Annotated in this window: 23 protein-coding genes and 1 pseudogene; 9 read left to right on the forward strand and 15 right to left on the reverse strand. The window is 73.5% G+C overall.

The window, feature by feature from the left end:
- Positions 1 to 76: 76 nt before the first annotated feature.
- Both rho and FB563_RS44710 read right to left on the reverse strand, forming a co-directional pair.
- Positions 77 to 1,225: a transcription termination factor Rho gene (rho, locus tag FB563_RS39775; RefSeq protein WP_167528556.1), complete on the reverse strand. Its 1,149-nt coding sequence runs from the start codon at positions 1,223 to 1,225 to the stop codon at positions 77 to 79.
- A 264-nt stretch (positions 1,226 to 1,489) separates the two neighbouring features.
- Entirely contained in the window at positions 1,490 to 1,981 is a 492-nt protein-coding gene (locus FB563_RS44710) for a hypothetical protein (protein ID WP_234358019.1), read from the reverse strand.
- Between the two features lie 7 nt (positions 1,982 to 1,988).
- Here FB563_RS44710 and FB563_RS44715 point away from each other — a divergent pair, with 7 nt between their 5' ends.
- Together FB563_RS44715 and FB563_RS44720 are read left to right on the forward strand one after the other, a co-directional pair.
- Positions 1,989 to 2,255 carry a hypothetical protein gene (locus tag FB563_RS44715; RefSeq protein ID WP_234358018.1) on the forward strand — a complete coding sequence of 89 codons (267 nt, stop codon included), beginning with the start codon at positions 1,989 to 1,991 and terminating at the stop codon, positions 2,253 to 2,255.
- Between the two features lie 149 nt (positions 2,256 to 2,404).
- Positions 2,405 to 3,355, forward strand: coding sequence for a hypothetical protein (locus FB563_RS44720; RefSeq protein WP_234358016.1), 951 nt, complete (start codon positions 2,405 to 2,407; stop codon positions 3,353 to 3,355).
- On the opposite strand, the gene FB563_RS39790 is transcribed toward FB563_RS44720, so the two are convergent.
- Together FB563_RS39790 and FB563_RS39795 are read right to left on the reverse strand one after the other, a co-directional pair.
- Complete coding sequence (locus FB563_RS39790; RefSeq protein WP_234358014.1) at positions 3,291 to 3,815, reverse strand: SDR family NAD(P)-dependent oxidoreductase; 525 nt, start codon at positions 3,813 to 3,815, stop codon at positions 3,291 to 3,293. The genes FB563_RS44720 and FB563_RS39790 overlap by 65 nt on opposite strands.
- Positions 3,816 to 4,007: 192 nt before the next feature.
- Entirely contained in the window at positions 4,008 to 4,406 is a 399-nt protein-coding gene (locus FB563_RS39795) for a nuclear transport factor 2 family protein (RefSeq protein WP_055709559.1), read from the reverse strand.
- 80 nt (positions 4,407 to 4,486) lie between these two features.
- Here FB563_RS39795 and FB563_RS39800 point away from each other — a divergent pair, with 80 nt between their 5' ends.
- Positions 4,487 to 5,050 carry a PadR family transcriptional regulator gene (locus FB563_RS39800; RefSeq protein ID WP_055709558.1) on the forward strand — a complete coding sequence of 188 codons (564 nt, stop codon included), beginning with the start codon at positions 4,487 to 4,489 and terminating at the stop codon, positions 5,048 to 5,050.
- Positions 5,051 to 5,054: 4 nt separating this feature from the next.
- Positions 5,055 to 5,807, forward strand: a complete 753-nt coding sequence (locus FB563_RS39805) for a class I SAM-dependent methyltransferase (RefSeq protein WP_055709557.1) — start codon at positions 5,055 to 5,057, stop codon at positions 5,805 to 5,807.
- Here FB563_RS39805 and FB563_RS39810 read toward each other — a convergent pair.
- The 6 genes from FB563_RS39810 to FB563_RS39835 all read right to left on the reverse strand — a co-directional run bounded on the left by FB563_RS39810 (position 5,777) and on the right by FB563_RS39835 (position 11,314).
- Positions 5,777 to 6,535 (reverse strand): GntR family transcriptional regulator, encoded by a 759-nt coding sequence (locus tag FB563_RS39810; RefSeq protein WP_055709556.1) that lies wholly within the window; start codon positions 6,533 to 6,535, stop codon positions 5,777 to 5,779. The genes FB563_RS39805 and FB563_RS39810 overlap by 31 nt on opposite strands.
- Positions 6,536 to 6,665: 130 nt before the next feature.
- Positions 6,666 to 7,832, reverse strand: a complete 1,167-nt coding sequence (locus FB563_RS39815) for a serine hydrolase domain-containing protein (protein ID WP_055709555.1) — start codon at positions 7,830 to 7,832, stop codon at positions 6,666 to 6,668.
- Positions 7,833 to 7,940: 108 nt separating this feature from the next.
- On the reverse strand, positions 7,941 to 8,909 hold the full coding sequence (locus FB563_RS39820; protein WP_055709554.1) for an acetylxylan esterase: 969 nt from the start codon (positions 8,907 to 8,909) through the stop codon (positions 7,941 to 7,943).
- A gap of 107 nt (positions 8,910 to 9,016) precedes the next feature.
- The gene (locus tag FB563_RS39825) at positions 9,017 to 9,601 is read right to left on the reverse strand and encodes an Rv1733c family protein (protein ID WP_055709553.1); all 585 of its coding nucleotides are present in this window, start codon (positions 9,599 to 9,601) and stop codon (positions 9,017 to 9,019) included.
- 215 nt (positions 9,602 to 9,816) lie between these two features.
- Positions 9,817 to 10,536 (reverse strand): ferredoxin reductase, encoded by a 720-nt coding sequence (locus FB563_RS39830; protein WP_055709562.1) that lies wholly within the window; start codon positions 10,534 to 10,536, stop codon positions 9,817 to 9,819.
- 172 nt (positions 10,537 to 10,708) lie between these two features.
- The gene (locus FB563_RS39835) at positions 10,709 to 11,314 is read right to left on the reverse strand and encodes a sulfite oxidase-like oxidoreductase (RefSeq protein ID WP_055709552.1); all 606 of its coding nucleotides are present in this window, start codon (positions 11,312 to 11,314) and stop codon (positions 10,709 to 10,711) included.
- Between the two features lie 179 nt (positions 11,315 to 11,493).
- On the opposite strand from FB563_RS39835, the gene FB563_RS39840 reads away from it, so the two are divergent.
- Both FB563_RS39840 and FB563_RS39845 read left to right on the forward strand, forming a co-directional pair.
- Positions 11,494 to 12,417 carry a quinone oxidoreductase family protein gene (locus tag FB563_RS39840; RefSeq protein WP_055709551.1) on the forward strand — a complete coding sequence of 308 codons (924 nt, stop codon included), beginning with the start codon at positions 11,494 to 11,496 and terminating at the stop codon, positions 12,415 to 12,417.
- Complete coding sequence (locus FB563_RS39845; RefSeq protein WP_055709550.1) at positions 12,414 to 13,175, forward strand: GNAT family N-acetyltransferase; 762 nt, start codon at positions 12,414 to 12,416, stop codon at positions 13,173 to 13,175. The genes FB563_RS39840 and FB563_RS39845 overlap by 4 nt, the downstream gene beginning before the upstream one ends.
- A gap of 22 nt (positions 13,176 to 13,197) precedes the next feature.
- Here FB563_RS39845 and FB563_RS39850 read toward each other — a convergent pair whose 3' ends face one another.
- Positions 13,198 to 13,596 (reverse strand): MarR family winged helix-turn-helix transcriptional regulator, encoded by a 399-nt coding sequence (locus FB563_RS39850; RefSeq protein ID WP_234358020.1) that lies wholly within the window; start codon positions 13,594 to 13,596, stop codon positions 13,198 to 13,200.
- 125 nt (positions 13,597 to 13,721) lie between these two features.
- Here FB563_RS39850 and FB563_RS39855 point away from each other — a divergent pair, with 125 nt between their 5' ends.
- Positions 13,722 to 14,822, forward strand: a complete 1,101-nt coding sequence (locus tag FB563_RS39855) for an ABC-2 transporter permease (protein WP_055709548.1) — start codon at positions 13,722 to 13,724, stop codon at positions 14,820 to 14,822.
- Positions 14,823 to 15,137: 315 nt separating this feature from the next.
- On the opposite strand, the gene FB563_RS39860 is transcribed toward FB563_RS39855, so the two are convergent.
- From FB563_RS39860 to FB563_RS39870, 3 genes are read right to left on the reverse strand one after another with little or no spacing between them, the layout of a single operon-like run.
- Entirely contained in the window at positions 15,138 to 16,379 is a 1,242-nt protein-coding gene (locus FB563_RS39860) for a vWA domain-containing protein (protein ID WP_055709547.1), read from the reverse strand.
- Positions 16,376 to 17,617, reverse strand: coding sequence for an AAA family ATPase (locus tag FB563_RS39865; protein WP_055709546.1), 1,242 nt, complete (start codon positions 17,615 to 17,617; stop codon positions 16,376 to 16,378). The genes FB563_RS39860 and FB563_RS39865 overlap by 4 nt, the downstream gene beginning before the upstream one ends.
- A gap of 46 nt (positions 17,618 to 17,663) precedes the next feature.
- A complete protein-coding gene (locus FB563_RS39870; RefSeq protein ID WP_142219240.1) occupies positions 17,664 to 19,460 on the reverse strand; it encodes a hypothetical protein in 1,797 nt (598 codons plus the stop codon).
- 221 nt (positions 19,461 to 19,681) lie between these two features.
- Between FB563_RS39870 and FB563_RS39875 the strand changes: the two genes are divergently transcribed.
- Entirely contained in the window at positions 19,682 to 20,473 is a 792-nt protein-coding gene (locus FB563_RS39875) for a putative protein N(5)-glutamine methyltransferase (RefSeq protein ID WP_055710578.1), read from the forward strand.
- Positions 20,474 to 20,715: 242 nt separating this feature from the next.
- Positions 20,716 to 20,828 (forward strand): annotated as a pseudogene (locus FB563_RS44725) (integrase); the annotation flags it as partial.
- Between the two features lie 4 nt (positions 20,829 to 20,832).
- Here FB563_RS44725 and FB563_RS39880 read toward each other — a convergent pair.
- Positions 20,833 to 21,951 (reverse strand): pentapeptide repeat-containing protein, encoded by a 1,119-nt coding sequence (locus tag FB563_RS39880; RefSeq protein ID WP_234358107.1) that lies wholly within the window; start codon positions 21,949 to 21,951, stop codon positions 20,833 to 20,835.
- Between the last annotated feature and the right edge of the window lie 73 nt (positions 21,952 to 22,024).

The raw sequence follows: 22,024 nt of genomic DNA on the forward strand, positions 1-22,024 counted from the left end.
CGTCCCTCGCGCCGTGGCGGCCGTTCGGAGCACACGAGCAACCCGGATGCCGCACCGGGGCCGTCTCCGGGCGGGCTCAGCCGGCGGGCAGGGTGGGCAGGATCTGCCGCAGGAACGCGGCGTTGTCGGGCGTGGAGCGCAGCCGCTCCAGGAGGGTCTGAAGGCCGGACGGGCCGCCCTCGCGGGAGCGCAGGACCCGGCGCAGACCGTGTACGGCCGCCAACTCGGCCGGAGTGAGGAGGAGTTCCTCGCGTCGGGTGCCGGTGGCGTCGAGGTCCACGGCGGGGAAGAGGCGCCGGGCGGCGGACTCCCGGTCCAGGCGCAGCTCCATGTTGCCCGTGCTCTTCAGCTCCTCGAAGTAGTAGCCGTCGGCGCGCGAGCCGGTGTCCACCAGGACGGTGGCGAGGATGGTCAGCGAGCCGCCCTCCTCGGCCTGCCGGGCGGCGCCGAAGAACCGCTTCGGCCCGAGCAGCGCGCCCGCGTCGACACCGCCGCTCAGGGTGCGGCCGCCGGCGGCGGAGGCGTTGTTGTGCGCCCGGCACAGCCGGGTCAGCGAGTCCAGCAGGATCACGACGTCCTCGCCGGCCTCCACCAGGCGCTTGGCCCGTTCGACGACGAGCTCGGCGAGCGCGATGTGCTCCTTGGGCGTCCGGTCGAAGGTGGAGGCGTACACCTCGCCGCGCACCGAGCGGCGCATCTCGGTGACCTCCTCGGGGCGCTCGTCCAGCAGCAGGACGATCAGCCGGCACTCGGGGTGGTTGCCGGCCACGGCGGCTGCGAGCTGCTGGAGCAGCACCGTCTTGCCGCTCTTCGGCGGGGCCACGATGAGTCCGCGCTGGCCCTTGCCGACCGGCGCGAAGAGATCGGTGACGCGCCCGGCCGGTCCGGACGCGGGGTGTTCGAGGCGGATGCGCTCGTGCGGGTGGAGCGGGGTGAGGTCGCGGAAGTGACGCCGGCCGCGGAGGTCCGCCGGGTCGCGGCCGTCGACGCGCGTGATCCCGGTCAGCGCGCGCCGGTCATTTTGGACGCCTTCGACGAGGTCGCCCTTGCGCAGCCCATGGCGCCGGATCAGGCCCGGCGCGACCTGGGGATCCGCGGGGGAGGCCAGCAGGTGCGCGGCCCGCAGGTGCCCCTTCCCCTGCGCGTCGATGTCGAGGACACCGGTGACGAGCCGGGCGGCCGGGGCCTGCTGGACCACGGGAGGGTGTTCGAGTGTGGTGGTCATGTGGGAGGTCCTTTCACGGACGGAAGACCGAGAGTGGCGAGGGGGGAGAGGCCGCGAGCGGGAGGCCTTGACAGCTGCCTCCGGGCGGCGGGAACGGCACCTCGGGTATGGCGGAAACGCCCTGGTCACGAGGTGGTGCAGAGAAGAAGCCCGGGCCGGACGGAAGCCTCGGCCGGGGGCTGATGGAGAGAAGAGCGGCGCCGGTGTCCGTACGCCGGGACACGCACACGCTCTGATCGCACTATACCCGTGCGCTCGGTTCGGTCAACATCCCGCCGCAGCCGTCCATTCCCGCCCCCGCGCGCTGCAGCACCACCTCGGCCAGTTGGTATTCGGCTGCCCATGTTCAACCTGGACCTGCTGAAGATCCCGTCCTTCGCGGCGGGCGCCGTCGTCGCCCTCACGGACAGGTTCGGGTTGATCGGCACCGCCTACTGCGTCTCCATCCGGCTCGGCGCCGTGACGCATCTCAGCGCGCTCAGGGCCGGCCTGCCGTTCGTCATCCTCCAGATCGTCCCGCTGCTGCTCGCGCCGGTGCTCAGCCGGATGCTCGCCCGGGTCGAGCCGCGCACCCTGCTCATGGGCGGACTGCTGCCGATGGCGGCCGGTCAGTTCAGGACTGCCGCGCTGCCCGTCACCACCACCTCGCTCGCCGCCTTCATCGGCCCGGTGCTGCTCGGTATCGGCTTCATCCGCGTGGTCTCCTTGCCTGGTCCGGGAGTTCGGGCAGGGCCTCGGGCCCGCGGTGATCAGCACCGGCGCGATGAGCGCCGCGTCCTCGGCTCTGGCGGGCAAACCGGCCGGCACCGACACGGGCATGGAGGCGGCGGCCGGGCCGCTCGCCGTGGTCAGCGCCGGCAGCGACGGCGCCAGGGCCGCGGCACAGAGCGCGCTCGGCCACGGCATGGCCCTCGGCGTGGTGGTCTGCGGCTGCGCCTCGCTCCTCGGCGCGCTGGTCACCCTGTTGCTGCTGCGCGGGAACTCGGCCCGTGCGGCGGTGGCGGCGGCGGTGCCGAGCGCGTCCGTGTGAGCCGCAGGCGACACTGGAGGGCCGGGGCCTCGCACCCCGGCCCTTTCGCTGGGGCCTGTCCTGTGAGGGAACCGCATCAGATGTCCCCAGACCATAACGATCCCGGACGTCGGGGGACTTGACCGTCAACCGTGGACTATTTTCAAGGCATGTCCACGCCACCGCAGTCCCCACAGCCGGCCGACCAGCCGGCTCCGCAGCCCCAGCAGCCCGCGCCCGCCGTCCCGCCGCAGCCGACGGCCTACCCCTACCCGAATCCACAGTCCCCGCCAGGCAACTTCTACGCCCAGCCCACGCTGGTCGGCGGGCCCGCGGCCCAGCCGCAGCCGGGTCAGCCGGGCCAGTTCGGCCAGGGTCAGCCCGGACAGCCGGGCCAGTTCGGTCAGCCGACTCAGCCGCAGCCGGGCAACCCGTATGCGCAGGCTCCCCAGTTCGGGGCCGCGGTGCCGCCCGTACCTGCGTCCGGTGGCGGCGCAGTGGGCAAGGCGGTGCTGTGGGCAGCGGTCGGCGCGGTCGTCGCCTCCGCCGCCTGGGCGGGCGGTGTCTTCCTCCTCGGCGGCAAGGGCGGCAGCGCGGACCTGCGCGGCTACTCGGCGCCGTCCAACATGTGCTCCAGCGCCGACTACTCCTCCTTCAAGGACGAGTATCCGCAGGGCGACTCCTCGCCGACCAAGACCTCGCTGAAGAACGTGGCGCTGGACGAGAGTTTCTGCAGCGTGGGCCTGAAGAAGACCGGCTCGACCTATGCGGACGCCTATCTGTCCATGCAGCTCGACCTGCACAGGAAGACCAACCCCGGGCCCGAGTTCACCGCCACCTGGAAGAACTACGGTGACAGCCACACCGGTTACGACGTCTCCCCGGTCAGCGGTATCGGCGACGAGGCCTACCTGGTCAGCCAGGACACCACCAGCGGCTCCTCCAGCAGCGGTTCCCGCTACGCCACGCTGGCCGTCCGCGACGGCTGGGTGACGTACACGATGAGCTACAGCGCCTACCTGACCTCGTACGACCAGGACAAGAACCCGCCCGCGCTCAGCGACGTGGACGACTGGCTGAAGAAGGACGCCAAGGCCACGCTCGGCCAGCTGAAGAACTGACCCTCAGGCGAGGTCCAGCGCATTGGTGATGGCCTCGACACCGCCGTGCGCCGCGTAGCCGCCCTTCGACCGTGATCTCCGCCCCGTTGACGCACGACGCCTCGTCGGACAGCAGGTACACCACCAGCGGGGCGATCTCGTCCACGGTGCCGGGGCGGCCCTGAGGCGTCACCGCGAGGTGGGCCCGGACGAACACCGGGTTCGCGGAGGCCATCAGCGGGGTCTCGATGTATCCGCGATGGACGAGATCGGTGCGGATACCGCGCGGGGCCGGCTCCAGGGCCGCCACCCTGGACGGCGTGGGGGCGGTCAGGGCGGCGACCGAGCCGACGTTCACGATGGCCGAGCCCGCCGGCATCCGGGGGGCCGGTGCCTGGATGCCGAGCAGCGGCCCCGCCGTGTTCACCGCCAACGCCCGGTTGAGGTAGGCGAGTTCGACCTCGCCGAGGCGGGCCCGCATGGAGATGCCCGCGTTGTCAGGGTCGCGGCCGGCTTCTCGCCTGCCTCACGACAGCGACGGGGCCGCCTCCTTCCACCTGGACGGTCACCGGCACGTCGTACCACACCGCCCTCGCCCTCGCCGAGGACGCGGCCGTGCGCGCCCCGAGCGGCAGGTCCCTGGGCGCGAGCACCGACGGCACACCGACCACGCTCACGCCGACCGCGCCTCCGCCTCCTTCACGATCCCGTCGAACCGCGCACCCATGGCCTCGGCGAGGGCGTGCGCCCCGGACAGCGGGCGGACCATGACCATGAACTGGTCGATCAGGCCGTCCTCGTTCACATGCAGGAAGTCGCAGCCGGTCAGTTCGCGGTCGCCGACCCGGGCGGTGAAGACCAGCGCGTGGTCGGGGGCGGCCGGGTCGCCGATCTCGCGGACGTACCGGAAGTCCTCGAAGACCTGGGAGACCGCGCGCAGGATCGCCGCGGTGATCGCCTTGCCCGGATACGGCTTGAAGACGACCGGGCTGGAGAAGACGACGTCCTCGGCCAGCAGCGCCTCGACGGCATCGAAGTCGCCGGCCTCCACCGCCGCGCGGAACGCGTGCATCGGATCACCTCGCACCATCACATAGACAATTATTTGAATAGGTGCGGATGAGATTAGTCAACGACTGCTAGCCTGTCCATATGTCGCTCAAGTACGCCGTCCTGGCCGCCCTGCTGGAGGGCGAGGCCTCGGGCTACGAGCTGTCGAAGTCGTTCGACGTCTCGCTCGCGAACTTCTGGCCCGCCACCCCGCAGCAGCTCTACCGGGAGCTGGAGCGCCTCGCGCAGGACGGACTGGTCCAGGCCCGGACCGTGCAGCAGGAGCGGCGGCCGAACAAGCGGATGTTCACGCTCACCGAGGCCGGCCGGGCCGAGCTGGACGCCTTCGCCACCGAGCCGCCGAAACGGCCCACAGCCATCCGTGACGAGCTCCTCATCAAGATCCAGGCGATGGACGGCGGCGACCCGGAGGTCACCCGCGCGCTGATCGAGGAGCGCATGGGCTGGGCGCGCGGCAAGCTCGACCGCTACCGGCGGGTGCAGGCCCGCCTCCTCGACGGCCGGACCGAGGACGAGTACCTGAGCAGCGCCGACCGCGTCGGCCCGTACCTCACCCTCATGGCCGGGATCGGCTTCGAGGAGGAGAACCTGCGCTGGTGCGAGCGGGCACTCGCGGTCCTGACCCGGCGTGTGGCCCTAGGCTGAGGAGATGTTCGGTCCCGAAGGCCCCAGCCTGCGTGAACTCGCCGTGCAGGCACTGTCCTCCGTCGAACGCGGTTACGACCTGCTCGCCCCGAAGTTCGATCACACGCCCTTCCGGACCCCCGACGGCGTCCTGGATTCCGTGGCGAAGGCGCTCATCCCGCTCGGCCCGTTCGAGGACGGGCTCGATCTGTGCTGCGGCACGGGCGCGGGAGCGGAGGTGCTCACCGGGCTGTGCCGCCGGAGCGTCACCGGGGTCGACTTCAGCGCCGGCATGCTCGACGTCGCCCGGCACCGGGTGCGGCCCGCCGGCGGGCCCGGGGTCGCCTGGGTGCGCGGCGACGCCCGTGCCCTGCCGTTCGCGGCCGCCTTCGATCTCGTGGTCTCCTTCGGCGCGTTCGGCCACTTCCTGCCCCGAGAACTGCCGGGGCTGTTCGGTCAGGTCCACTCGGTACTGCGGCCGGGCGGCCGGTTCGCCTTCCCGGTGCTCGCCCCGCCCCCTGCGACGCGGGCCGGGTTCTGGATGCTGCTCGGCTTCGACGCGGTGATGCGGGTGCGCAACGCCCTGTGGCGGCCGCCGTTCGTCATGTACTACCGCTCCTTCCGGCTCGGCGGCGTGCTCGGCGAGCTGGGCCGGGCCGGGTTCACCGTCGAGCTGCACCCCCTGCCCGAGTTCGGACGGCGCGGCGACGGCGGCCCACGGGCCCGGCTGGTGGTGGCACGACGGGCTCAGCCGGCCGCCGGCAGCGTGAACTCGTAGACCAGGGCGTCCCGTTCGGCGTCCACCACCAGGTCGGTGATCTCCAGCGGCCGGGCGTACTGGTCGTGCACCCGCCGGGTCACCCGCACCGAGGCGGCGCCGTCGACCTGGGTGATGGAATCGCGGTGGTGCAGGGACAGGCCGGCCTTGCGCATCCAGTCGTAGGCCCTCCGTAATTGCGCGGGGGTGGTGCCGTCGGCCCGGTTCCGGTAGCGGGCCAGCTCGGCGACCTCGGCCAGTGCCACCGCCGAGAACGACGTCACGGCCGTCCGCAGCGACCGGCCGTCCGGCGTCGCCGACCGGTAGCGGTGCACCAGCGTCGGCCGGTGCGGGGCCAGACCCAGCGCCCGAGCATGCTGCTCCGGCGGCGCCTCCCAGGTCACCGTGGCCAGGTCGACCGCGGACGGGTCCGCCGACCGGGCGCCCAGCGGGAAGGCCGGTGTCCCCGGCGCCGCGACCGGCCGGGCGGGCAGCCCGGCATGGCTGCCCCGCCGGTCGGTGGAGACGGCACCGCTGCGCCGCAGCACCTCCAGGGCCTGCCGGACGGTCTCCCGGCTGACCTGGAAGTAGGCGGCCAAGTGCCGCTCGCCCGGCAGCCGTTCGCCCGGGGGGATGGTGCCGGCGCGCAGTTCGTCGAGGAGCAGTGCCGCGATCCGCCCGTACAGGGGCCGGTCGTCGCCCTGCGCGGTTTGCCGCGGTGTGGATTCGTGCGGGGTGGTGCGGGCCATGCCGCGCCCTCCTGTGGTGACAAGACGTAGTCGTGCGGGCTCGTTGCGCGACCACACTTAGCATTGGTCTAAACCACGAGGGAAGGGCGGTCTGCCGGTTCGGCCGAAACCCACCCGCGCGATCGTGCCGTCACAGAGCGCTGTACAGGGCGTCGATCAGCGCCATCTTCCGTGGGTCGTCGGCGATGCGCGGCCCCATCCGGTTCATCACGTACCCCAGCGACACGCCTGCCTCCGGGTCGGCGAGCCCGCATGAACCGCCGAAGCCGTCATGACCGAAAGCCCGCGGATTCGGGCCGTACGACCCCTGCGGACCGCTCAGCCACAGCCCGAGCCCCGCCTCGGTCTCCCGGTCGAAGCCCGCGCCCAGCACCAGATCGCGGCAGCTTCCCTGACCCTCGCGCACCCGCTCCGCCGCCTCCGGCGACAGAAGACGCCGCCCGCCGTGGCGGCCGCGCCCGGCGAAGACGCCGTACAGTGCCGCGACGGCGCGTGCGGTGCCGTGTCCGTTCGCCGCGGGGATCTCCGCCGCTCGCCACTCGTCCGTGTTCGCCTCCGCCGCGCCGACCGCCGGATTCGTCAGTGCCGCCAGCGCGGCGGGTGTCAACTGGCTGAAGACCGCCACCTGTTCACCGCGGTCGGCGGCCGGCGGATGCACCAGCTCGGCCGCCCGCCCCGCCTCCTTCGCCGGCAGTCCGACGGTGAAGTCGATCCCGAGCGGCCCGGTGACCTCCCGTTCCAGGAGGGCCCCCGGGCGCAGCCCGGAGACTCGCCGGACGACCTCGCCGACCAGGTGGCCGTACGTCAGCGCGTGGTACCCGGAGACGGTGCCCGGCTCCCACCACGGCTCGGTCGCCGCCAGCCGGGCGGTCGTCAGCTCCCAGTCGTACAGGTCCGCCAGGGAGTGCGGCTCGCGCAGCCCGGACAGCCCGGCGCGGTGCGACAGCAGATGCCGTACGAGCACCTTCTCCTTGCCGGCGGCCGCGAACTCGGGCCAGTACGCCGCCACGGGCGCGTCGAGGTCGAGCAGTCCCCGGTCGGCGAGCAGATGGGCGCACAGTGCCACCGGACCCTTGGTGGTCGACCACACGTTCACCAGCGTGTCCCGCTCCCACGCCCGGGTGGCCCTCGCGTCCGCCCAGCCGCCCCAGAGGTCCACCACCGTGGTGCCGTCGACGGTCACGGCGACGGCGGCGCCCAGTTCGCCCCGCTCCCGGAAGTTGGCCTCGAAGGCCTCCCGCACCGCTGTGAAGCGCGCGTCGCAGTGGCCGTGGACCTGTGTCTTGTGCGCGGACATGGGACCTCCGTCGTCGCCGGAAACCCGGGTCGCGGCGCTGCGGCCCGGGTGCCCCGAACGTACCGACTGGTCGGACTGGAGGGAAGACCCTCACACAGGCCCGCCGCCTCAGGCGTACGACCGCAGCCAGCGGAGCTTCTCCGCCTCGTGGAAGGGACCGCCGCCCTCGTGGTCGTTGAAGTCGTAGACCTCGATCGCCTTGTCCTCGTGCGCCCAGGCGTTGAACGCGGCGAACACCGTCGACGGCGGGCAGGTCTGGTCCTCCAGCGCCGCCGAGAAGAGGGCCGGCGCCCGGCCGCGGGCCGCGAAGTGCACGCCGTCGAAGTAGGACAGCGTGCGCTGCACCTCCGCCGAGCGGCCGCGGTGCGTCTTGAGGAACAGGCCGATCTCGCGGTAGGGATGCCGGTCGGTCAGCGTCGCCGCGCGCGGGAAGTCGCACAGGAACGGCACGTCCGGCGCCACCGCGACCAGGTCGGGGACCAGACCGCCGACGGCCAGGGTGATGCCGCCGCCCTGGCTGGCGCCGAGCGCCACGGTCCGCGACGCGTCGGCCAGCGGGTGCGAGCGGGCCGCCTCGACGGCGCGCACGGCGTCCGTGTACACCCGGCGGTAGTAGTAGTTCTCGGGTGCGTCTATGCCCCGCGTCATGAACCCGGGATAGGCCGGGGCCGCGCCGACCGGGTCCGCAGTGCCGCCCCCGGCGCCCCAGGCGCTGCCCTGGCCGCGGGTGTCCATCAGGAAGTGGGCCCGGCCCGTCGAGGCCCACAGCAGGCTCTCGTGCGGCAGCCCGCGCCCGCCGCCGTAGCCGAGGAACTCCACGACCAGGGGCAGCGGTTCGGTGGTTCCGGCCGGCAGCCGGAGCCAGCCCTTGACCGGGTGGCCGCCGAACCCCGCGAACGTGACGTCGTACACCTGGACCGTCGACAGTCCGGTGTCCACCGGCTCGAAGCGGGCGTCCAGCTCGTGCTCGCGCGCCTCCTCGAGGGTCTTGTCCCAGAAGGCGTCGAAGTCCTCGGGCTCGGTGGACTCGCTGCGGTGCTCCCGGAGTTCGTCCAGGGGCAGGTCGAACAGGGCCATGTGCAACCACCTTTGCGAAGGGAGACTGCGTCAGCTCACCGTACGGTGGGTGCCCGAGGGCTGACCAGTAAGCGTTTGCTCCCTCGTGGCGGCCGCGCATCCGCCGCTCACGCCCGCGGCTGGGTCCACCTCGGTCCCGTCCGCGCCCACTCCCGCTCCCACTCCGCCAGCCGGTGGCGCAGCGCGATCCGGCGCTCGACGGCGTGTCCGAGGAGCACGAGGGCCGCCGAACCGCCCGCTGCGACCAGGCCGACGGTCACCGTGTGCTGCCAGACCGCCGCGTCGCCCGGCGGCGGCGCGACACTGCGGCCCCGGGCGTCGAACCACACCGAGACGGTGTCACCGGTACGCGTCCCCGCGGGTACCCGGGCCCAGGCCGTACGGACTCCCCTGCCCGGCTCGGTCCAGCGGACCTGGGCGCGGTACGCGTACGCGCGGTCGCTCTGCTCGGACGACGGCCGCTCGGGCGGGTCGCCGATCACCCGGGCGCGCACCTGGTGGCGCTCGGCCCGCTGGGTGGCCGCGAGGCTCCGGGCCGTGTCATGCGCGCGCAGGCCCGCGGCGACGCCCACCAGCGGTGTGACGACGAACAGCAGGACGGCGACGATGAGCACCGTCCACGCCTCCACGACATCCGAGCGGCGCCGCAGCGGATTGCGCCGCCAGCGCCAGCCACGCACCCCGGTACGCATGTCCACCTCCTCGCACCGTCGGAGCCGGAGAGCCGACGAGTCGGTCTGGTACGGCGCTTCACCCCCGCCGCTCGCGCACACGAGCGCCCACACCCGTCTCGTACCCCGTACGGAGCACCTCGCTCACGCCGCGAAGCGTAAGTTCGAGCCCACCTGGAGCACGGAACGCGCCACGCGCCCCACGGCCGCTCGGACGACCCCGGCGTGCGACCCGGTCAGCCGAAGCGCTCGATCCGGATCCGGTCGGCCGGCTGGCCCGCCGCGACGAGGAGCCGGGACGCGTGCTCGGCGAACCCGTTGGATCCGCACACATAGGCTTCCCACCCACCGGGAGGCTGCTCGGCCAGGAGCGGCGCCACATGTGCGGCGCTCATACGTCCCACTGGCACACCCTGTGGGGCGCTGCGCGTGAAGACGGGCGTCGTCTCCGCGCCGAGCTCGGCCGCGTAGATCAGCTCCTCGGGGCTGCGCGCGGACACCAGCATGCGCAGAGGCACGGTGAGCGAGCGCCTGCGGTGGTGCCGCACCATCGACATCAGCGGGACGATCCCGGAGCCGGCGCCGATCAGCAGCGCGGGCCGGTCGCCCGGCCAGGCGAAGAAGCCGCTCAGCGGCCCGCGCACCTCGACCGTGTCGCCGGGGCGGGCGACCGTGTGGAACCAGCCGGAGACCTCGCCGTCCGGCACCTGGTCCAGGGTCAGTTCGATGTGCCCGGAGTCGTCCGGGGCCGACGCGATCGAGTAGTGCCGCTGGGCCACGTAACCGTCCTGCGCGGTGAGGCGCACCATCAGATGCTGGCCGGGCAGGTGCCCCGCCCAGCCCGGCACCGCAAGCCGGAAGCTGGCCGCACGCGCCGTCTCCCGCCGGATCCCCACCACCGTGGCGCTCTGCCACACCGCCGCGACCTGCTCACTCACGGCGATCCGCCCGGGCACGGCGAAACGCGTGGCGGGAACGGCGGGCCCGGAGGCCGGGGCGGGGGCGTCCGGCGTCAGGGCCGTGCGGGGAGTACCCGCGTCCGGTGTGCGGGCGGCCGGGGCCTGGGGCGCGGACGGAGCCTCCGGTTCCGGGTGGACGGCGTGGGTGCCTGGGTTCTTCGTCATCCTGTCAGTCACCGGAGTAGCGCTGCTCCTCCCAGGGGTTGCCGCGTTCGTGGTAGCCGTTGCCCTCCCAGAAGCCCGGCTCGTCGTGGTCGAGGAGGGTGAGGCCGGCGATCCACTTGGCGCTCTTCCAGAAGTACAGGTGGGGCACCAGCAGCCGCGCCGGGCCACCGTGCTCGGCCGGCAGCGGCTCGCCGCCGTACTCCCACACGATCCAGGCCCGCCCGCCGGTGAGATCGGCGAGCGGCAGGTTGGTGGTGTAGCCGGTGTGGGAACGGGCGAGCACATGGGTGGCGGACACATGGGGGCGGACCACATGGAAGAAGGCGTCCAGGGAGACACCGCCGAAGCTCACCCCGAACTTGGACCAGCCCGTCACGCAGTGGATGTCGCCGTCGTACGCCGACGCCGGCAGCGCGTGCGCCGCGTCCCAGTCCCAGGTGTGCGGCCGCTCGACCAGGCCGTCGATCCGGAGGGACCAGTCGGCCGGTGCGAGGTCGGGGGTGACCTCGGCGGACAGGACGGGCCAGTCGTCGCCGGCGTCGTACTGCCCGGGCGGCAGTCCCGGGTTGTGGACGCGCGGGCGGCCCGTGAAGCCTCGCGTAACGTTCATCCTTCAACCGTACGTGGTCGGTCCGGGTGCTCCGTCCCTGGTCACCGCCTCTCAGGCCCGGATGATTGCGGCCGTATGAACTCTTTCGGGCCAGGGGAATAGCTCTGCGGCGCTTCTCCTTTGCGCTCGATGCCGACACCGGTAGACCGGTGACAGCGCGAGAGAAGCGAGGAACGAGCATGCCCAAGGCGTATGTCTACACACGGCACGGAGGACCGGAGACCGAGGCGCTGATCGACCTGGACCGTCCCAGCCCGGGCCCCGGCGAGATCCTGATCGCGGTCCGCGCGGCAGGCGTCAACCCCGTCGACTGGAAGCTGCGTGACGGCTTCCGCCGCCCCGGCGAGGGCGAGCGTGTCTTTCCGGTGGTCTTCGGCAGCGAGGCCGCCGGCGTCGTCGAGGAGGTCGGCCCGGGAGTCACCGGCTTCGCCGCCGGCGATGAGGTGTTCGGCAGCGCCGCGCACGGCGGATTCGCCGAGTACGCCCTGCTCACCGCCGACTCGACCGTCCACAAGCCCGCCGCGCTGTCCTTCCGCGACGCCGCCACCCTCCCGGTCGCCGCCGCCACCGCCTACGACGGCGTCCGCCAGCTGAGCCTGCCCGGTGGCTCGACCCTGCTGGTGACGGGCGCGGGCGGCGGCGTCGGCAGCGCTGCCGTGCAGATCGCCCGCGCTTTCGGGCTGCGGGTCGTGGGCGTGGCGAGCGAGGGCAAGAGGGAGTTCGTCCAGTCGCTGGGCGCGGTGCACGTGGCCTCCGGCCCCGATCTGGCCGAGCGGGTGCGGGCCGCCGCGCCGGACGGGATCGACGGGGTGTACGACCTGGTGGGCGGACCGGTGCTCGGCGCGGTCGCCGAGCTGCTGAAGGACCGGAGCAAGCTGGTCACCGCGGGCTCCCCGCAGGAGGCCGTGACCGCGCTCGGCGGCGCCCCCGTGAAGCGGGTCCGCACCGCCGCCGTCTTCGAGGCGGTGGCCGACCTCGCCGTACGCGGCGCCCTGAAGCCGCACATCACCCGCGTCTTCCCGCTGGAGCAGGCCGGCCAGGCGCTGCGCACCGTGGAGGACGGGCACGCCCTCGGCAAGATCGTGATCGAGGTGGCCGCGTGAGCCTCATAGCCGGAGCGGGTGTCGGCGACGGGACCGCCGCCGACACCCCGCACGTCCTCGACAACCCCGCTCTCACCTCCCTGGCCGGCCCGCACGCGCACTTCGCCGAGCGCCGCGGCCGTGTGCTGCGCTACCCCGTCGACGTCTCGCCCTGGCTGGCGCTGCCCGACGAACCTCACGCACGGGACTGGGCGGACCTGGCGGCGCTGGCCGGTCCCGGTGCGGAGATCCCGCTGGCGGGGTACTGCGGTGAGGTGCCGGACGGCTGGGAGATCACCTTCCGGATCGACGGGGTGCAGTTCGTGGACGACGGTCTCGCCGCCGCGCCGGACGCGGAGGCGGTCCGCCTCGGCCCGGCGGACGTGCCCGAGATGCTCGACCTCGTGGCCCGCACCCGGCCCGGACCGTTCCTGCCGCGCACTGTCGAACTCGGCACCTACCTCGGCATCCGCCGGGACGGCGCGCTGATCGCCATGGCGGGGGAGCGGCTGCATCCGCCGGGCTGGACCGAGATCAGCGCGGTCTGCACCGATCCCGCGTTCCGCGGCGAGGGCCTCGCCACGCGGCTGATCCTCGCGGTCGCGCACGGCATACGGGAGCGCGGCGAGACGCCGTTCCTGCACACGAGCGCCGAGAACACGGGCGCGATCCGGCTGTACGAGTCCCTCGGCTTCCGGCTGCGCCGCCGTACGGCGTTCCTCGCGGCCCGCGCCCCGGAGCGGCCGGCCGACGCGCGGGCCGTGGTGCCGGTGGCATGAGCGGCGTCGGACGATCGGGGGGTCAGTCGGCCCCGGTCTCGCCCGGACCCGCGTTGTACCGCTCCAGGTAGGCCGCGAAGCGCACCAGGTCCTCCTCCGGCCAGTCCGCGAGCCGTTCGCGGAACGCGGCCCGGCGGCTGCGGGTGACCTGGGCGAGGATCTCCCGGCCGGCCTCCGTCAGGTGCAGCACCTGGACCCGGTGGTCCTCCGGGTCCAGGCGGCGCTCGATCAGCCCCGCCCGCTCCAGCGCGGCCACCTGGCGGCTGACGGTGGACTTGTCCAGCGCGTAGTGCGCCGCCAGGTCGGTCGCGCGGCAGCCGTCACGCTCCTCCAGATGGCCGAGCAGGGTGTACGACACCAGGGACAGCTCGGGATGCATCCGGCCCGCCGAGGCGCGGGCCCGGCGGGCGAAGATGGTCATCTCGCGCTGGATCGCCTCGACGGCCGACTCCGCTGCGCTCACGGGAATACCTCCTTCGGCGTTCTAGTTGTATAGTACAACTTGAAGTGAAAGTTGTATAAGCCAACCTTTGGAGGTCGTGCGCGATGAGGTCACCGGCCCTGCGCCATGTGCTCACGCACCTGATCACCCCGCTGCTGATGTGCCTGGGCATGGGGCTCGCGTACATGGGGGCCTTCGTGACCCCGGAGCCGCACCACCTGCCGGTCGCCGTGGTCGGCAGCACCCCGCAGGCGAAGGTCTTCGCCCAGACGGTCAAGGACACCGCCGGGGACAAGCTCGACGTCCGCACGGTCGCGACCCGCGCCGACGCCGTCGGGCTGCTGAAGTCCCGCGACGTGACCGGCGCCTATGTGCCGAGCGTCAAGGCGCCCGAACTGCTGGTGGCGAGCGCCGCCTCCGACATGGGCGCGACGGCCGTCGAGAAGGTCTTCACGCCGGTCGCCGCCAAGGAGGGCGTACCGCTGAAGGTCACCGACGTGGCCGAACCCGTCGCCGACGACCCCACCGGGCAGGGCCTGTTCTTCCTGCTGATCGCGCTCAGCATCGGCTCCTACGCCTCGGTCGCCGCCCTCGGTGCCGCGGGCGCCGCCCTCGCGATGCGGGTACGGGCACTGCTCGCGCTCGGCGTCTCCGCCGTGGTCAGCGGCATCGGCGCGCTGCTCGCCGGACCGGTGTTCCACCTCGCCCACCACGACCTCGCGGGCGTGTGGGGCATGGCCTGGCTGTACTCGGCCGGCATCCTCCTCATCGGCGTCGGCCTGCACACCTTCCTGAAGCGGTGGACCACGCTCACCATGATGGTGCTGTTCGTGATGCTCAACTTCACCAGCTCCGGCGGGTTGTTCCGGCCCGAGCTGCAGAACGGCTTCTTCGGCACCCTGCACGCCTTCTGGAACGGCGCCGGCTTCGTCGAGGGCGTCCGCAGCCTGCTGTACTTCGGCGACGAAGGTCTGACCCGCAACGTGTGGACCCTTGTGGTCTGGCTGCTGGTGGGCCTGGTCGTCACCGGGATCGCGGCCCTGTACGAGCGGCCCCGCCGGGCCCGGCACGCGGCCGGCCACACCGGCACCGCGACCGGGCCCGAGACGACGGCCACGCCCACCCTGCCGCCGACCGGGCGCCCGGCGACGCGGGCGGTCGAGCAGGAGGCCGAGGAAGAGCTGGAGGAGACGGTCGGCGTCTGACCCGGCACCGCCCGGCCCAGGGAGCACGCCCAGCGACGGGCGGGGCTCCCGGCCGGCTTTTCGCGGGCGGGCTCGCTTCCGGTTCCTCACGGGTCCGGGAAGCTGCGGGCGCTTCAAAGGTCCGGACCCGCTCCGGGCGTTTCACCGGGCGAGGCCACCTACCTGCCTTCATTCGCCCGGGCTCGCTTCCGGCGCTTCACAGGGCGGGGCTCGGCTGCGGTGCCTCGCCCGGTGGGCCCCTGGTGGCGCTTCACCGGAGCGGGCTCCCGGCGTGCACTTCATCGGGCTGGGCCGGCTTGCCGGCATGTCACTCCGTCAGCCCGTCCCACACCCGATCGTCACCACCCGCGCCCACGTCGGCGGCGCGTCCGGGCGGTAGTCGGGTTGGTCCTCGTCGTACGAGCCACCGGTGCGCGGAAACAGCCCCACCACGGTCCGGCACGGCGGTCGTTCGGCGGGCCACGGGGTTTGACCGTCGGTCAGGACGACCACGGCGTCCGGCCGTGTCCGAAGGGCGCGGGCGAACCCCGTGCGCAGGTCCGTGCCGCCGCCTCCCACCAGCTCGATGCCCTCCGTCCGGCACAGCGGCCGCACGGTCCCGGCCGCGGCGTCGCAGGACAGTACGGAGACGAGGTCCCGCCGGCCGCCCACGGCCCGGCAGATCGCGGCCACCTCCAGCAGCGCGCTGCCCAGTTCGGCGTCGCTGACCGACCCCGAGGTGTCGATGACCACGCACACCCGGGGTGGCCTGCGCCGCAGACTCGGCAGGACGACCCCGGACAGCCCGGCCGAACGCCGCGCCGGACGGCCGTAGCTGTAGTCCTCGCCGACGCCCGGCGCGGAGACCGCCGACCGCAGCGCCGACCCCAGCAACTGGCGCCACGGCTGCGGCGGATGGAACACCTCCTCCGCCCACCGCCGCCAGCCCTGCGGCGCGCGGCCCGGGCTGCCCTTGATGCCCTGCGCCACCCGGAACCGGATCGCGTCCCGCTCCTGCTCGCTCAGCCCGTGCGCGCCGTCCGGCCCCAGCTCCCAGCCCCGCTCCAGCCCGTCGGCGCCGCTGCCGCAGTCCAGCCAGGCCATTCTTTCCAGCCGAGAGCCGAGCCGGAACCCGGGCAGGTAGTCCTCCATCAACCAGCCCGTGGGCAGCCCCAGTTTCCCCGGTGTCACCGCGTCCTCGGGACACACCAGACCCTCGCCGTACACGTCGTCGTTGATCTCGCAGTCGGCGGCGATGTTCATGCGCAGCCCTTCCGCGGGCCCGGTCAGCTGGTGCTCACGGGCGAACCGTTCGCTGCGCCCGTGATGGTCGCGCAGCAGATGCGCCACCTCGTGCACCCACACCGCCGCCAGCTCCGCCACCGGTGTGCGGTCCACGAACGCCGGGGAGACATAGCACCGCCAGTACCGGTCCACCCCCATCGTCGGGACCTCCCGCGACTCCACCGGCCGCAGCGCGAACAGCGCCGTCGCCAGGTAGGGCCGGACGCGGGCCGCGTGCAACCGGGCGGCGAACAGCTTGCCGAGGTCCAGCGCCCCGGGCGCGGCCGCCGTCATCGGCGGGTGCCGGCCGTACGCGCGGCCTGGTCGGCCCGCCGGGACAGCGACACCACGCCGGCCAGCCGCTCGATCGCCGCCGGTACGGCCCAGTCGTCCCGGCGCAGGGAGGCCAGCGTGGTCGCCGGGACGACCACCACGTCCGGGGCGCCGGTCTCCATCGCCCGCACCAGCAGGGCCCAGGCCGCGTCCCAGCGGGCCCGCTCGGGGCGCCCACGGACCGCGGCCACCACGCCGTCGAGCACGGCCTGCCGCAGATCCCCGCGCTCGGGCAGTTCCGCACCCACCGGGTCGGCGAGCAGGGTCTCGGGGTCGGGCAGGTCCATCCGGTCCAGGCTCGCCAGCAGCTCGAGCCCGGGGCCGTCTCCCACGGTGCCGCGGACGAGCAGCGACAGCACGTCCCGCGAGGATCCGGCGGCGGTCGCGAAGGCGATCAGCCGCAGGGTCGCCTCCCAGCTCCGGGGCGACGGCCACGCCCCTCCCCGGCGGCTCTCCCCGCTCGGCAGCCGGTGCACCAGCCCCTGCCGGGCGACGAGGAACTGGCACACCGCGCGCCGGGCGAAGGCCACGGCCTCGGGCAGCCGCTCCGCGTCCAGCCGGGGCAGGGTCGCCCGCGGCCAGGTCCCGCCGAGGCCCCGAACGACGACGTCGTGGTCATGGACCCACTGCAGATGCACGAACCGGTTGGCCAGCGGCGGGCTCAGCTCCCAGCCGTCGGCCGCCGAGGAGCGCGGGTTGGCGGCTGCCACGATGCGCACCCCGGGCGGCAGCCGCAGCGCGCCGATCCGACGTTCCAGCACGAGTCGCAGCAGGGCCGCCTGCACCGCCGGGGGAGCGGTGGACAGCTCGTCCAGGAACAGCAGTCCCCGCCCGGCCCGTACCAGCCGCACCGCCCAGTCCGGCGGGGCCATCGGGACGCCCTGCACCGCCGGATCGTCGCCCAGGACGGGCAGGCCGGAGAAGTCGGACGGCTCGTGGACGCTCGCGATCACGGTGGTCAACGGCAGGTCCAGGGCACTGGCGAGCTGGGTGAGGGCCGCCGTCTTGCCGATGCCGGGCTCGCCCCACAGCAGCACCGGAAGATCGGCGGCCACGGCCAGGGTCAGCGCCTCCAGCTGGACGTCGGAGCGTGGTTCGGTGGTCGAGTCGCGCAGCAGGGCCGACAGGGCGTCGGCAACGGCGAGTTGGGAGGAGAGGGGAGGGCCTGCGGGCAGGGGAGTGGAAACGTACGAGGTCATGGGTGATCACCTGAGGAGTGTGAAGTGGACTGGAATGAAAGCGAGTTCAGAAGAAGGTGACGGGACGGGCCTGCCGCCGGGTGGGGCGGCGGCCTCGGCCGGTGCGGCGGCTCGGGTGGGGGGAGGTTTCGCCGGGGTCGGTCAGGCCGGCCCGGTACAGCCCGTAGGCGATGCGCCGCTCGGCGGCCGCCGTGAGCTCGTCCCGCAGCGGCCCCTCGCGCAGCACGGCACCGGGACCCAGCAGGCCCTCGACCACGGCCAGGGCGCCTTCGGTGTCACCGTGGTCCAGCCGTTCCCGCACACCGGCCAGGCAGTCGGGGCGCCGGTGCGCCTCGTCGATGACCCGCAGACAGGGCAATGGCGGTCCGCCGAGCGCGGCCAGCAGCTCCTCGCGCCGGATCTCGTCCGGATGGTGGTCCAGCGGTACCAGGACTCCGTCGACCAGGCCGATCCGGTGCGTGGCTCCCCCGCACTCCACCCGACGTGCCCGATCCACCGGATCCGGATCGCGGAGCGCGCCGGGCGCCGGGTGACCGGGGACCAGTGCGGCCGCGACCAAGGGATGCAGCCGGTCCGCGCCGATGAGTCCGGCACGCAGCAACTCCAGATCGGGCGTCACCCAGGTCGCCGCGTCGGGCAGCACCGGCACGGCGGAGCGACCGCCCGGCGGCACCTCGTCGACGATCCGCAGGCGCGGCGCACCGTCCCGGCCCGCGACCTGGTACGGGAGCCCGGCGGGGCCAGGCACCCCGTCGGCACCCGCCCCACGCGGAAACCGGGCCGCATCCGGCGCGTCACCCCCGCCCCCGACGTGTCGCGCCTGGCCAGGATGCCGTACCCGGCCCGGGACCGGTGCCGCCTCGTCCGGGCATGCGCCGCCCAGGAACTCGGCCGCATCCGGCGCGTCACCCCCGCCCCCGATGTGGCGCGCCCGGCCACGGTGACGTATCCGGGCCAGGCCCGGCGCCCCCTCGGCCGGGCCGGCCCCGCACCCGTTCTCGGCCGGATCCGGCACGTCGCCCACCTGATGCGGTGCGCCACGGTGCCGCACCCCGCCCGGGCCCGGCGCCCCGTCGGCCGGGTCGGTCCGGCGCCGCTGACGGATCGGCTCCGGTGCGTCGCCGCCGTCCGCCGTCACGGCCAGAAGCAACCGGCGGCCGCCACCGAGCCGTACCGCGAAGGGTCCGCCGGAGTGTCCTTCGGCGCGCAGCAGGAGATCCGCCTCCGCCGGCCAGCGGCCGACGGCGCAGCCGCTCCCGGGCGGGAGGAGGCCCAGCGGATCGAGGTCCGGTGGTGCGGGACCGACCGCGCCCGACCGGGCGCGCAGCTCGCCGGACCTGCTCGCGTCCCACAGGTGCCGGTGCAGATCGAGCCGGTAGCGGCGGTGCGGGTGGGGATGCGGATGGCGGCCGGCGGGCGGGTCGGCCGGATCGAACAGGGCGAGGCCGATCCGCTGGCCGGCGTCCGCCCAGGCCGGCGGCGTGCGGGCCACGAGGTGCAGCGGGCCGGCCCGGCCGGGCCGCTCGTACCGGGCCAGCGTCAGGGTCAGGCCGGGGCGCAGCAGCCCGTCGGGCGCGATCCTGGGCATGTGCCAGCGCAGCAGGTCCGGGGCGAGACGGCGGAGGTCGGCGCGGAGCCGGGCCGCGATCTCCCGGCCGTGGGCGCGGGCTGCGGAACGCAGATCGAGGTCGACGTCGATCCGGGCGGCGGCGCAGGCCCCGGCCCAGTCCCCGGCCGCACGGCGGCGGGTGGCGAGCTCGATCATGGACGGTGGCACGGCGTACGTCCGTACGCGCAGCCACATGGAAAGCCGGGAGTCCCCGTGCGCGGTGGAAGGGAGCATCAGCGCTCACCTTGCGCGGACGGGACCCCCAATCTCTGCGAGGTGTGAGTCGTCATCGCGGCGAGCGTAGCCGCCCGCCCGGCACCGCGCGAGGTGTTTTTCCCGCCCGGAACCGGCGTCCCCCTTGGGGTAGTGTGGACGTCCGGTCGCGGACGGTGCACCGGCAGCGGTGACCGCGAGAGCGCCCTGAAGTCCCGCGCTCCGAAAGGCTTTTGACCCCCATGTCCTCTCCTGGTTCCCTGTCTTCTTCCCCCGCCCCTCTCGTCTCCGCCCTGCGCGCCGCCGGGTGTGTCTTCGCCGAGGACGAGGCGGAGTTGATCCTCGCCACCGCCCGCACGCCCGAGGAAGCGGCCTCGATGGTGGAACGGCGCGCCGCCGGGCACCCGCTCGAACACATCCTGGGCTGGGCCGAGTTCCACGGAGTGCGCGTCACGGTGGAACCAGGGGTGTTCGTCCCCCGCCGCCGTACCGAGTTCCTGGTGGACCAGGCGCTGGCCCTGGCGCCGCGGGCGAGCGTCGTCGTGGACCTGTGCTGTGGCTCCGGCGCGCTCGGTGCGGCCCTCGCCGCCGCCCTGGACGGAGCCGAGGTGCACGCCGCCGACATCGACCCGGCCGCCGTACGCTGTGCCCTGCGCAACCTGGCCCCCTTCGACGGCCGGGCCCATCAGGGCGACCTCTACGACGCCCTGCCCACCGCACTGCGCGGCCGCGTCGGCATCCTCACCGCCAACGTGCCGTACGTGCCCACCGCCGAGCTGCCGCTGCTGCCGGCCGAGGCCCGCGACCACGAACCGCGCGGCGCCCTGGACGGCGGCGCGGACGGGCTGGACATGCTGCGCCGGGTGGCCGCCGGGGCGCCCGAGTGGCTCGCACCGGGCGGCTGCCTGCTGAGCGAGACCAGCGAACGCCAGGCACCGGCCGCCGTACGGGTCTTCGAGGACGCGGGTCTGACGGCCCGTCTGGCGGTGTCGGAGGAACTGTCCGCGCACGTCGTGATCGGCGTACGGCCCTGACGCCCGTCCCCCCTGGTGCTTCGACCGTGAAGGTCCGCCGGGTCGCCCGTTGTGGCGGTTGGATGTGCGGTGACGTCCGGCCGACCGTTGGGGGTGTGGAGGCCGAGCCTGTCCGCGTGCGCAGATCGACCGATCAGGAAGGGCGGAAGCTGCGGCAGTTCGTGCGCCGCCGCACAGGCACCGCCAACAGCCTCGCCGCCTTGATGTCGATCCGTGCCGCCCGACCCGACCGCGCCCCGACAAACGCCAAGGCTCGTCACCCCCACGTGCTCGCCGCCCAGCGCGGGAACGCGCCCGCATCCGCAGCGAGAAGGGCATCCGCTGGGGCGGACGGCCCATCGACTGCGCTGCCTGATGGCTCAATTCGCCGAGGCTGACGGACCAGGCATCGACTCCGATCGCAGCAGCGGCACTCGCCTCGTGAGCGCGGCGGCCGGAAGCAGATTGTCCGGTTCGATGCCAGGGTCCGCCGTGACAACGACGCCGGCTGTTCGAGCGTCGAAGCCGGTCGGCCAGATCGTGAGGTCGCTCGCCAGCGCGCCTTCCAGCCTCGCCTCGCGCAGGTCGGTGCCGGTGAGGTCGCAGCCCCGGAGGTCGGCCGACCGCAGGTCCGCGCCGGCGAACACGGCACCCTGGGCACGGGCCTTGCGCAGGTTCGCCTCCCGCAGGTCCGCACCGGAGAAGTCCGCCGACGTCAGGTCGGCTTTGACCAGGCGTGCGCCGCGCAGATCGGCTTGCAGACAGCGGACCTGGTGGAGAACGGAAGTGCCGAGTTCGGTGTGCCGCAGGTTGGCGGCGATCAGTGACGCCTTGCTCAGGTTGACCTGGTAGACGCTCGCCGCTTCCAGGCATGCGCCGTCGAAGTTGACTCCGTGCAGCCACAATCCGTCACAGTCGGCTCGGCGCAGGTCGGTCAGACTGACGTTGAGCCACTCCGGACGGCGTTCCTGGTACAGGACCCCGAGGCAGGTCAGCGCCGTCTGAGCGTCCGCGGCGCGGGTCTCCAACGGGGACACCGCGTTGATGGACACCTCCGCCGCCGGAACCGCGGTTTCCCGCGGCGGCCAGGGAAGGTGCGTCCGCAGATACGCCGCCATGATGGAGACGACCGCCTCGCGGTCGCGGTCGGAGTGATCCGCGAGCCGCCACAGTGCGTAGATGCCCCCGATCCGCACGTCCAGCTTGTCACTGCCGAGCTGATCCACGGCCCGGCTGAAGCGATCGGTGATGTTCCCCTCCCGGGTTGCGCTCAGCCCGTCTTGGCTGACACGCAGCTGCCGCCATGTGGCACAGGCGCCGAACAGGACGACCGCACCGCCGACCGTCTGCAGAAGCGTGGTGCGCACGTTGTTCACCGCGTTCAACCGGTCCGCTGCAGTGAGGTGGCCACCAGCGAGGTCCCGGTCGACCATCAGCCCCGGAAGAACCAGGAGCACGACGCCCAATAACACGATCACGGCCAGCGCGGCCAGCGCCACAACGACGGCACGAGTCAGGCGCCGCCGGTCACGAAAAGGTCCCCCCATAGCCAGAGGATCCTAGAACAACCCA

The sequence above is a fragment of the Streptomyces puniciscabiei genome (assembly GCF_006715785.1).
GTDB lineage: Bacteria > Actinomycetota > Actinomycetes > Streptomycetales > Streptomycetaceae > Streptomyces > Streptomyces puniciscabiei.

What these genes read in the sequence shown, in the direction of transcription:
- FB563_RS39835 (WP_055709552.1), bottom strand. Translation starts at nt 11,314, where the DNA reads ATGAACGTTACGCGAGGCTTCACGGGCCGCCCGCGCGTCCACAACCCG.
- FB563_RS39820 (WP_055709554.1), bottom strand. Translation starts at nt 8,909, where the DNA reads ATGGCCCTGTTCGACCTGCCCCTGGACGAACTCCGGGAGCACCGCAGC.
- FB563_RS39790 (WP_234358014.1), bottom strand. Translation starts at nt 3,815, where the DNA reads ATGCGGGCCCGCCTCGGCGAGGTCGAACTCGCCTACCTCAACCGGGCG.
- FB563_RS39860 (WP_055709547.1), bottom strand. Translation starts at nt 16,379, where the DNA reads ATGACGGCGGCCGCGCCCGGGGCGCTGGACCTCGGCAAGCTGTTCGCC.
- FB563_RS39855 (WP_055709548.1), top strand. Translation starts at nt 13,722, where the DNA reads ATGAGGTCACCGGCCCTGCGCCATGTGCTCACGCACCTGATCACCCCG.
- FB563_RS39795 (WP_055709559.1), bottom strand. Translation starts at nt 4,406, where the DNA reads ATGCACGCGTTCCGCGCGGCGGTGGAGGCCGGCGACTTCGATGCCGTC.
- FB563_RS44720 (WP_234358016.1), top strand. Translation starts at nt 2,405, where the DNA reads ATGTCCACGCCACCGCAGTCCCCACAGCCGGCCGACCAGCCGGCTCCG.
- FB563_RS39805 (WP_055709557.1), top strand. Translation starts at nt 5,055, where the DNA reads ATGTTCGGTCCCGAAGGCCCCAGCCTGCGTGAACTCGCCGTGCAGGCA.
- FB563_RS39815 (WP_055709555.1), bottom strand. Translation starts at nt 7,832, where the DNA reads ATGTCCGCGCACAAGACACAGGTCCACGGCCACTGCGACGCGCGCTTC.
- FB563_RS39875 (WP_055710578.1), top strand. Translation starts at nt 19,682, where the DNA reads ATGTCCTCTCCTGGTTCCCTGTCTTCTTCCCCCGCCCCTCTCGTCTCC.
- FB563_RS39840 (WP_055709551.1), top strand. Translation starts at nt 11,494, where the DNA reads ATGCCCAAGGCGTATGTCTACACACGGCACGGAGGACCGGAGACCGAG.
- FB563_RS39800 (WP_055709558.1), top strand. Translation starts at nt 4,487, where the DNA reads ATGTCGCTCAAGTACGCCGTCCTGGCCGCCCTGCTGGAGGGCGAGGCC.
- FB563_RS39870 (WP_142219240.1), bottom strand. Translation starts at nt 19,460, where the DNA reads ATGCTCCCTTCCACCGCGCACGGGGACTCCCGGCTTTCCATGTGGCTG.
- rho (WP_167528556.1), bottom strand. Translation starts at nt 1,225, where the DNA reads ATGACCACCACACTCGAACACCCTCCCGTGGTCCAGCAGGCCCCGGCC.
- FB563_RS39825 (WP_055709553.1), bottom strand. Translation starts at nt 9,601, where the DNA reads ATGCGTACCGGGGTGCGTGGCTGGCGCTGGCGGCGCAATCCGCTGCGG.
- FB563_RS39810 (WP_055709556.1), bottom strand. Translation starts at nt 6,535, where the DNA reads ATGGCCCGCACCACCCCGCACGAATCCACACCGCGGCAAACCGCGCAG.
- FB563_RS44715 (WP_234358018.1), top strand. Translation starts at nt 1,989, where the DNA reads ATGAGCGCCGCGTCCTCGGCTCTGGCGGGCAAACCGGCCGGCACCGAC.
- FB563_RS39850 (WP_234358020.1), bottom strand. Translation starts at nt 13,596, where the DNA reads ATGACCATCTTCGCCCGCCGGGCCCGCGCCTCGGCGGGCCGGATGCAT.
- FB563_RS39865 (WP_055709546.1), bottom strand. Translation starts at nt 17,617, where the DNA reads ATGACCTCGTACGTTTCCACTCCCCTGCCCGCAGGCCCTCCCCTCTCC.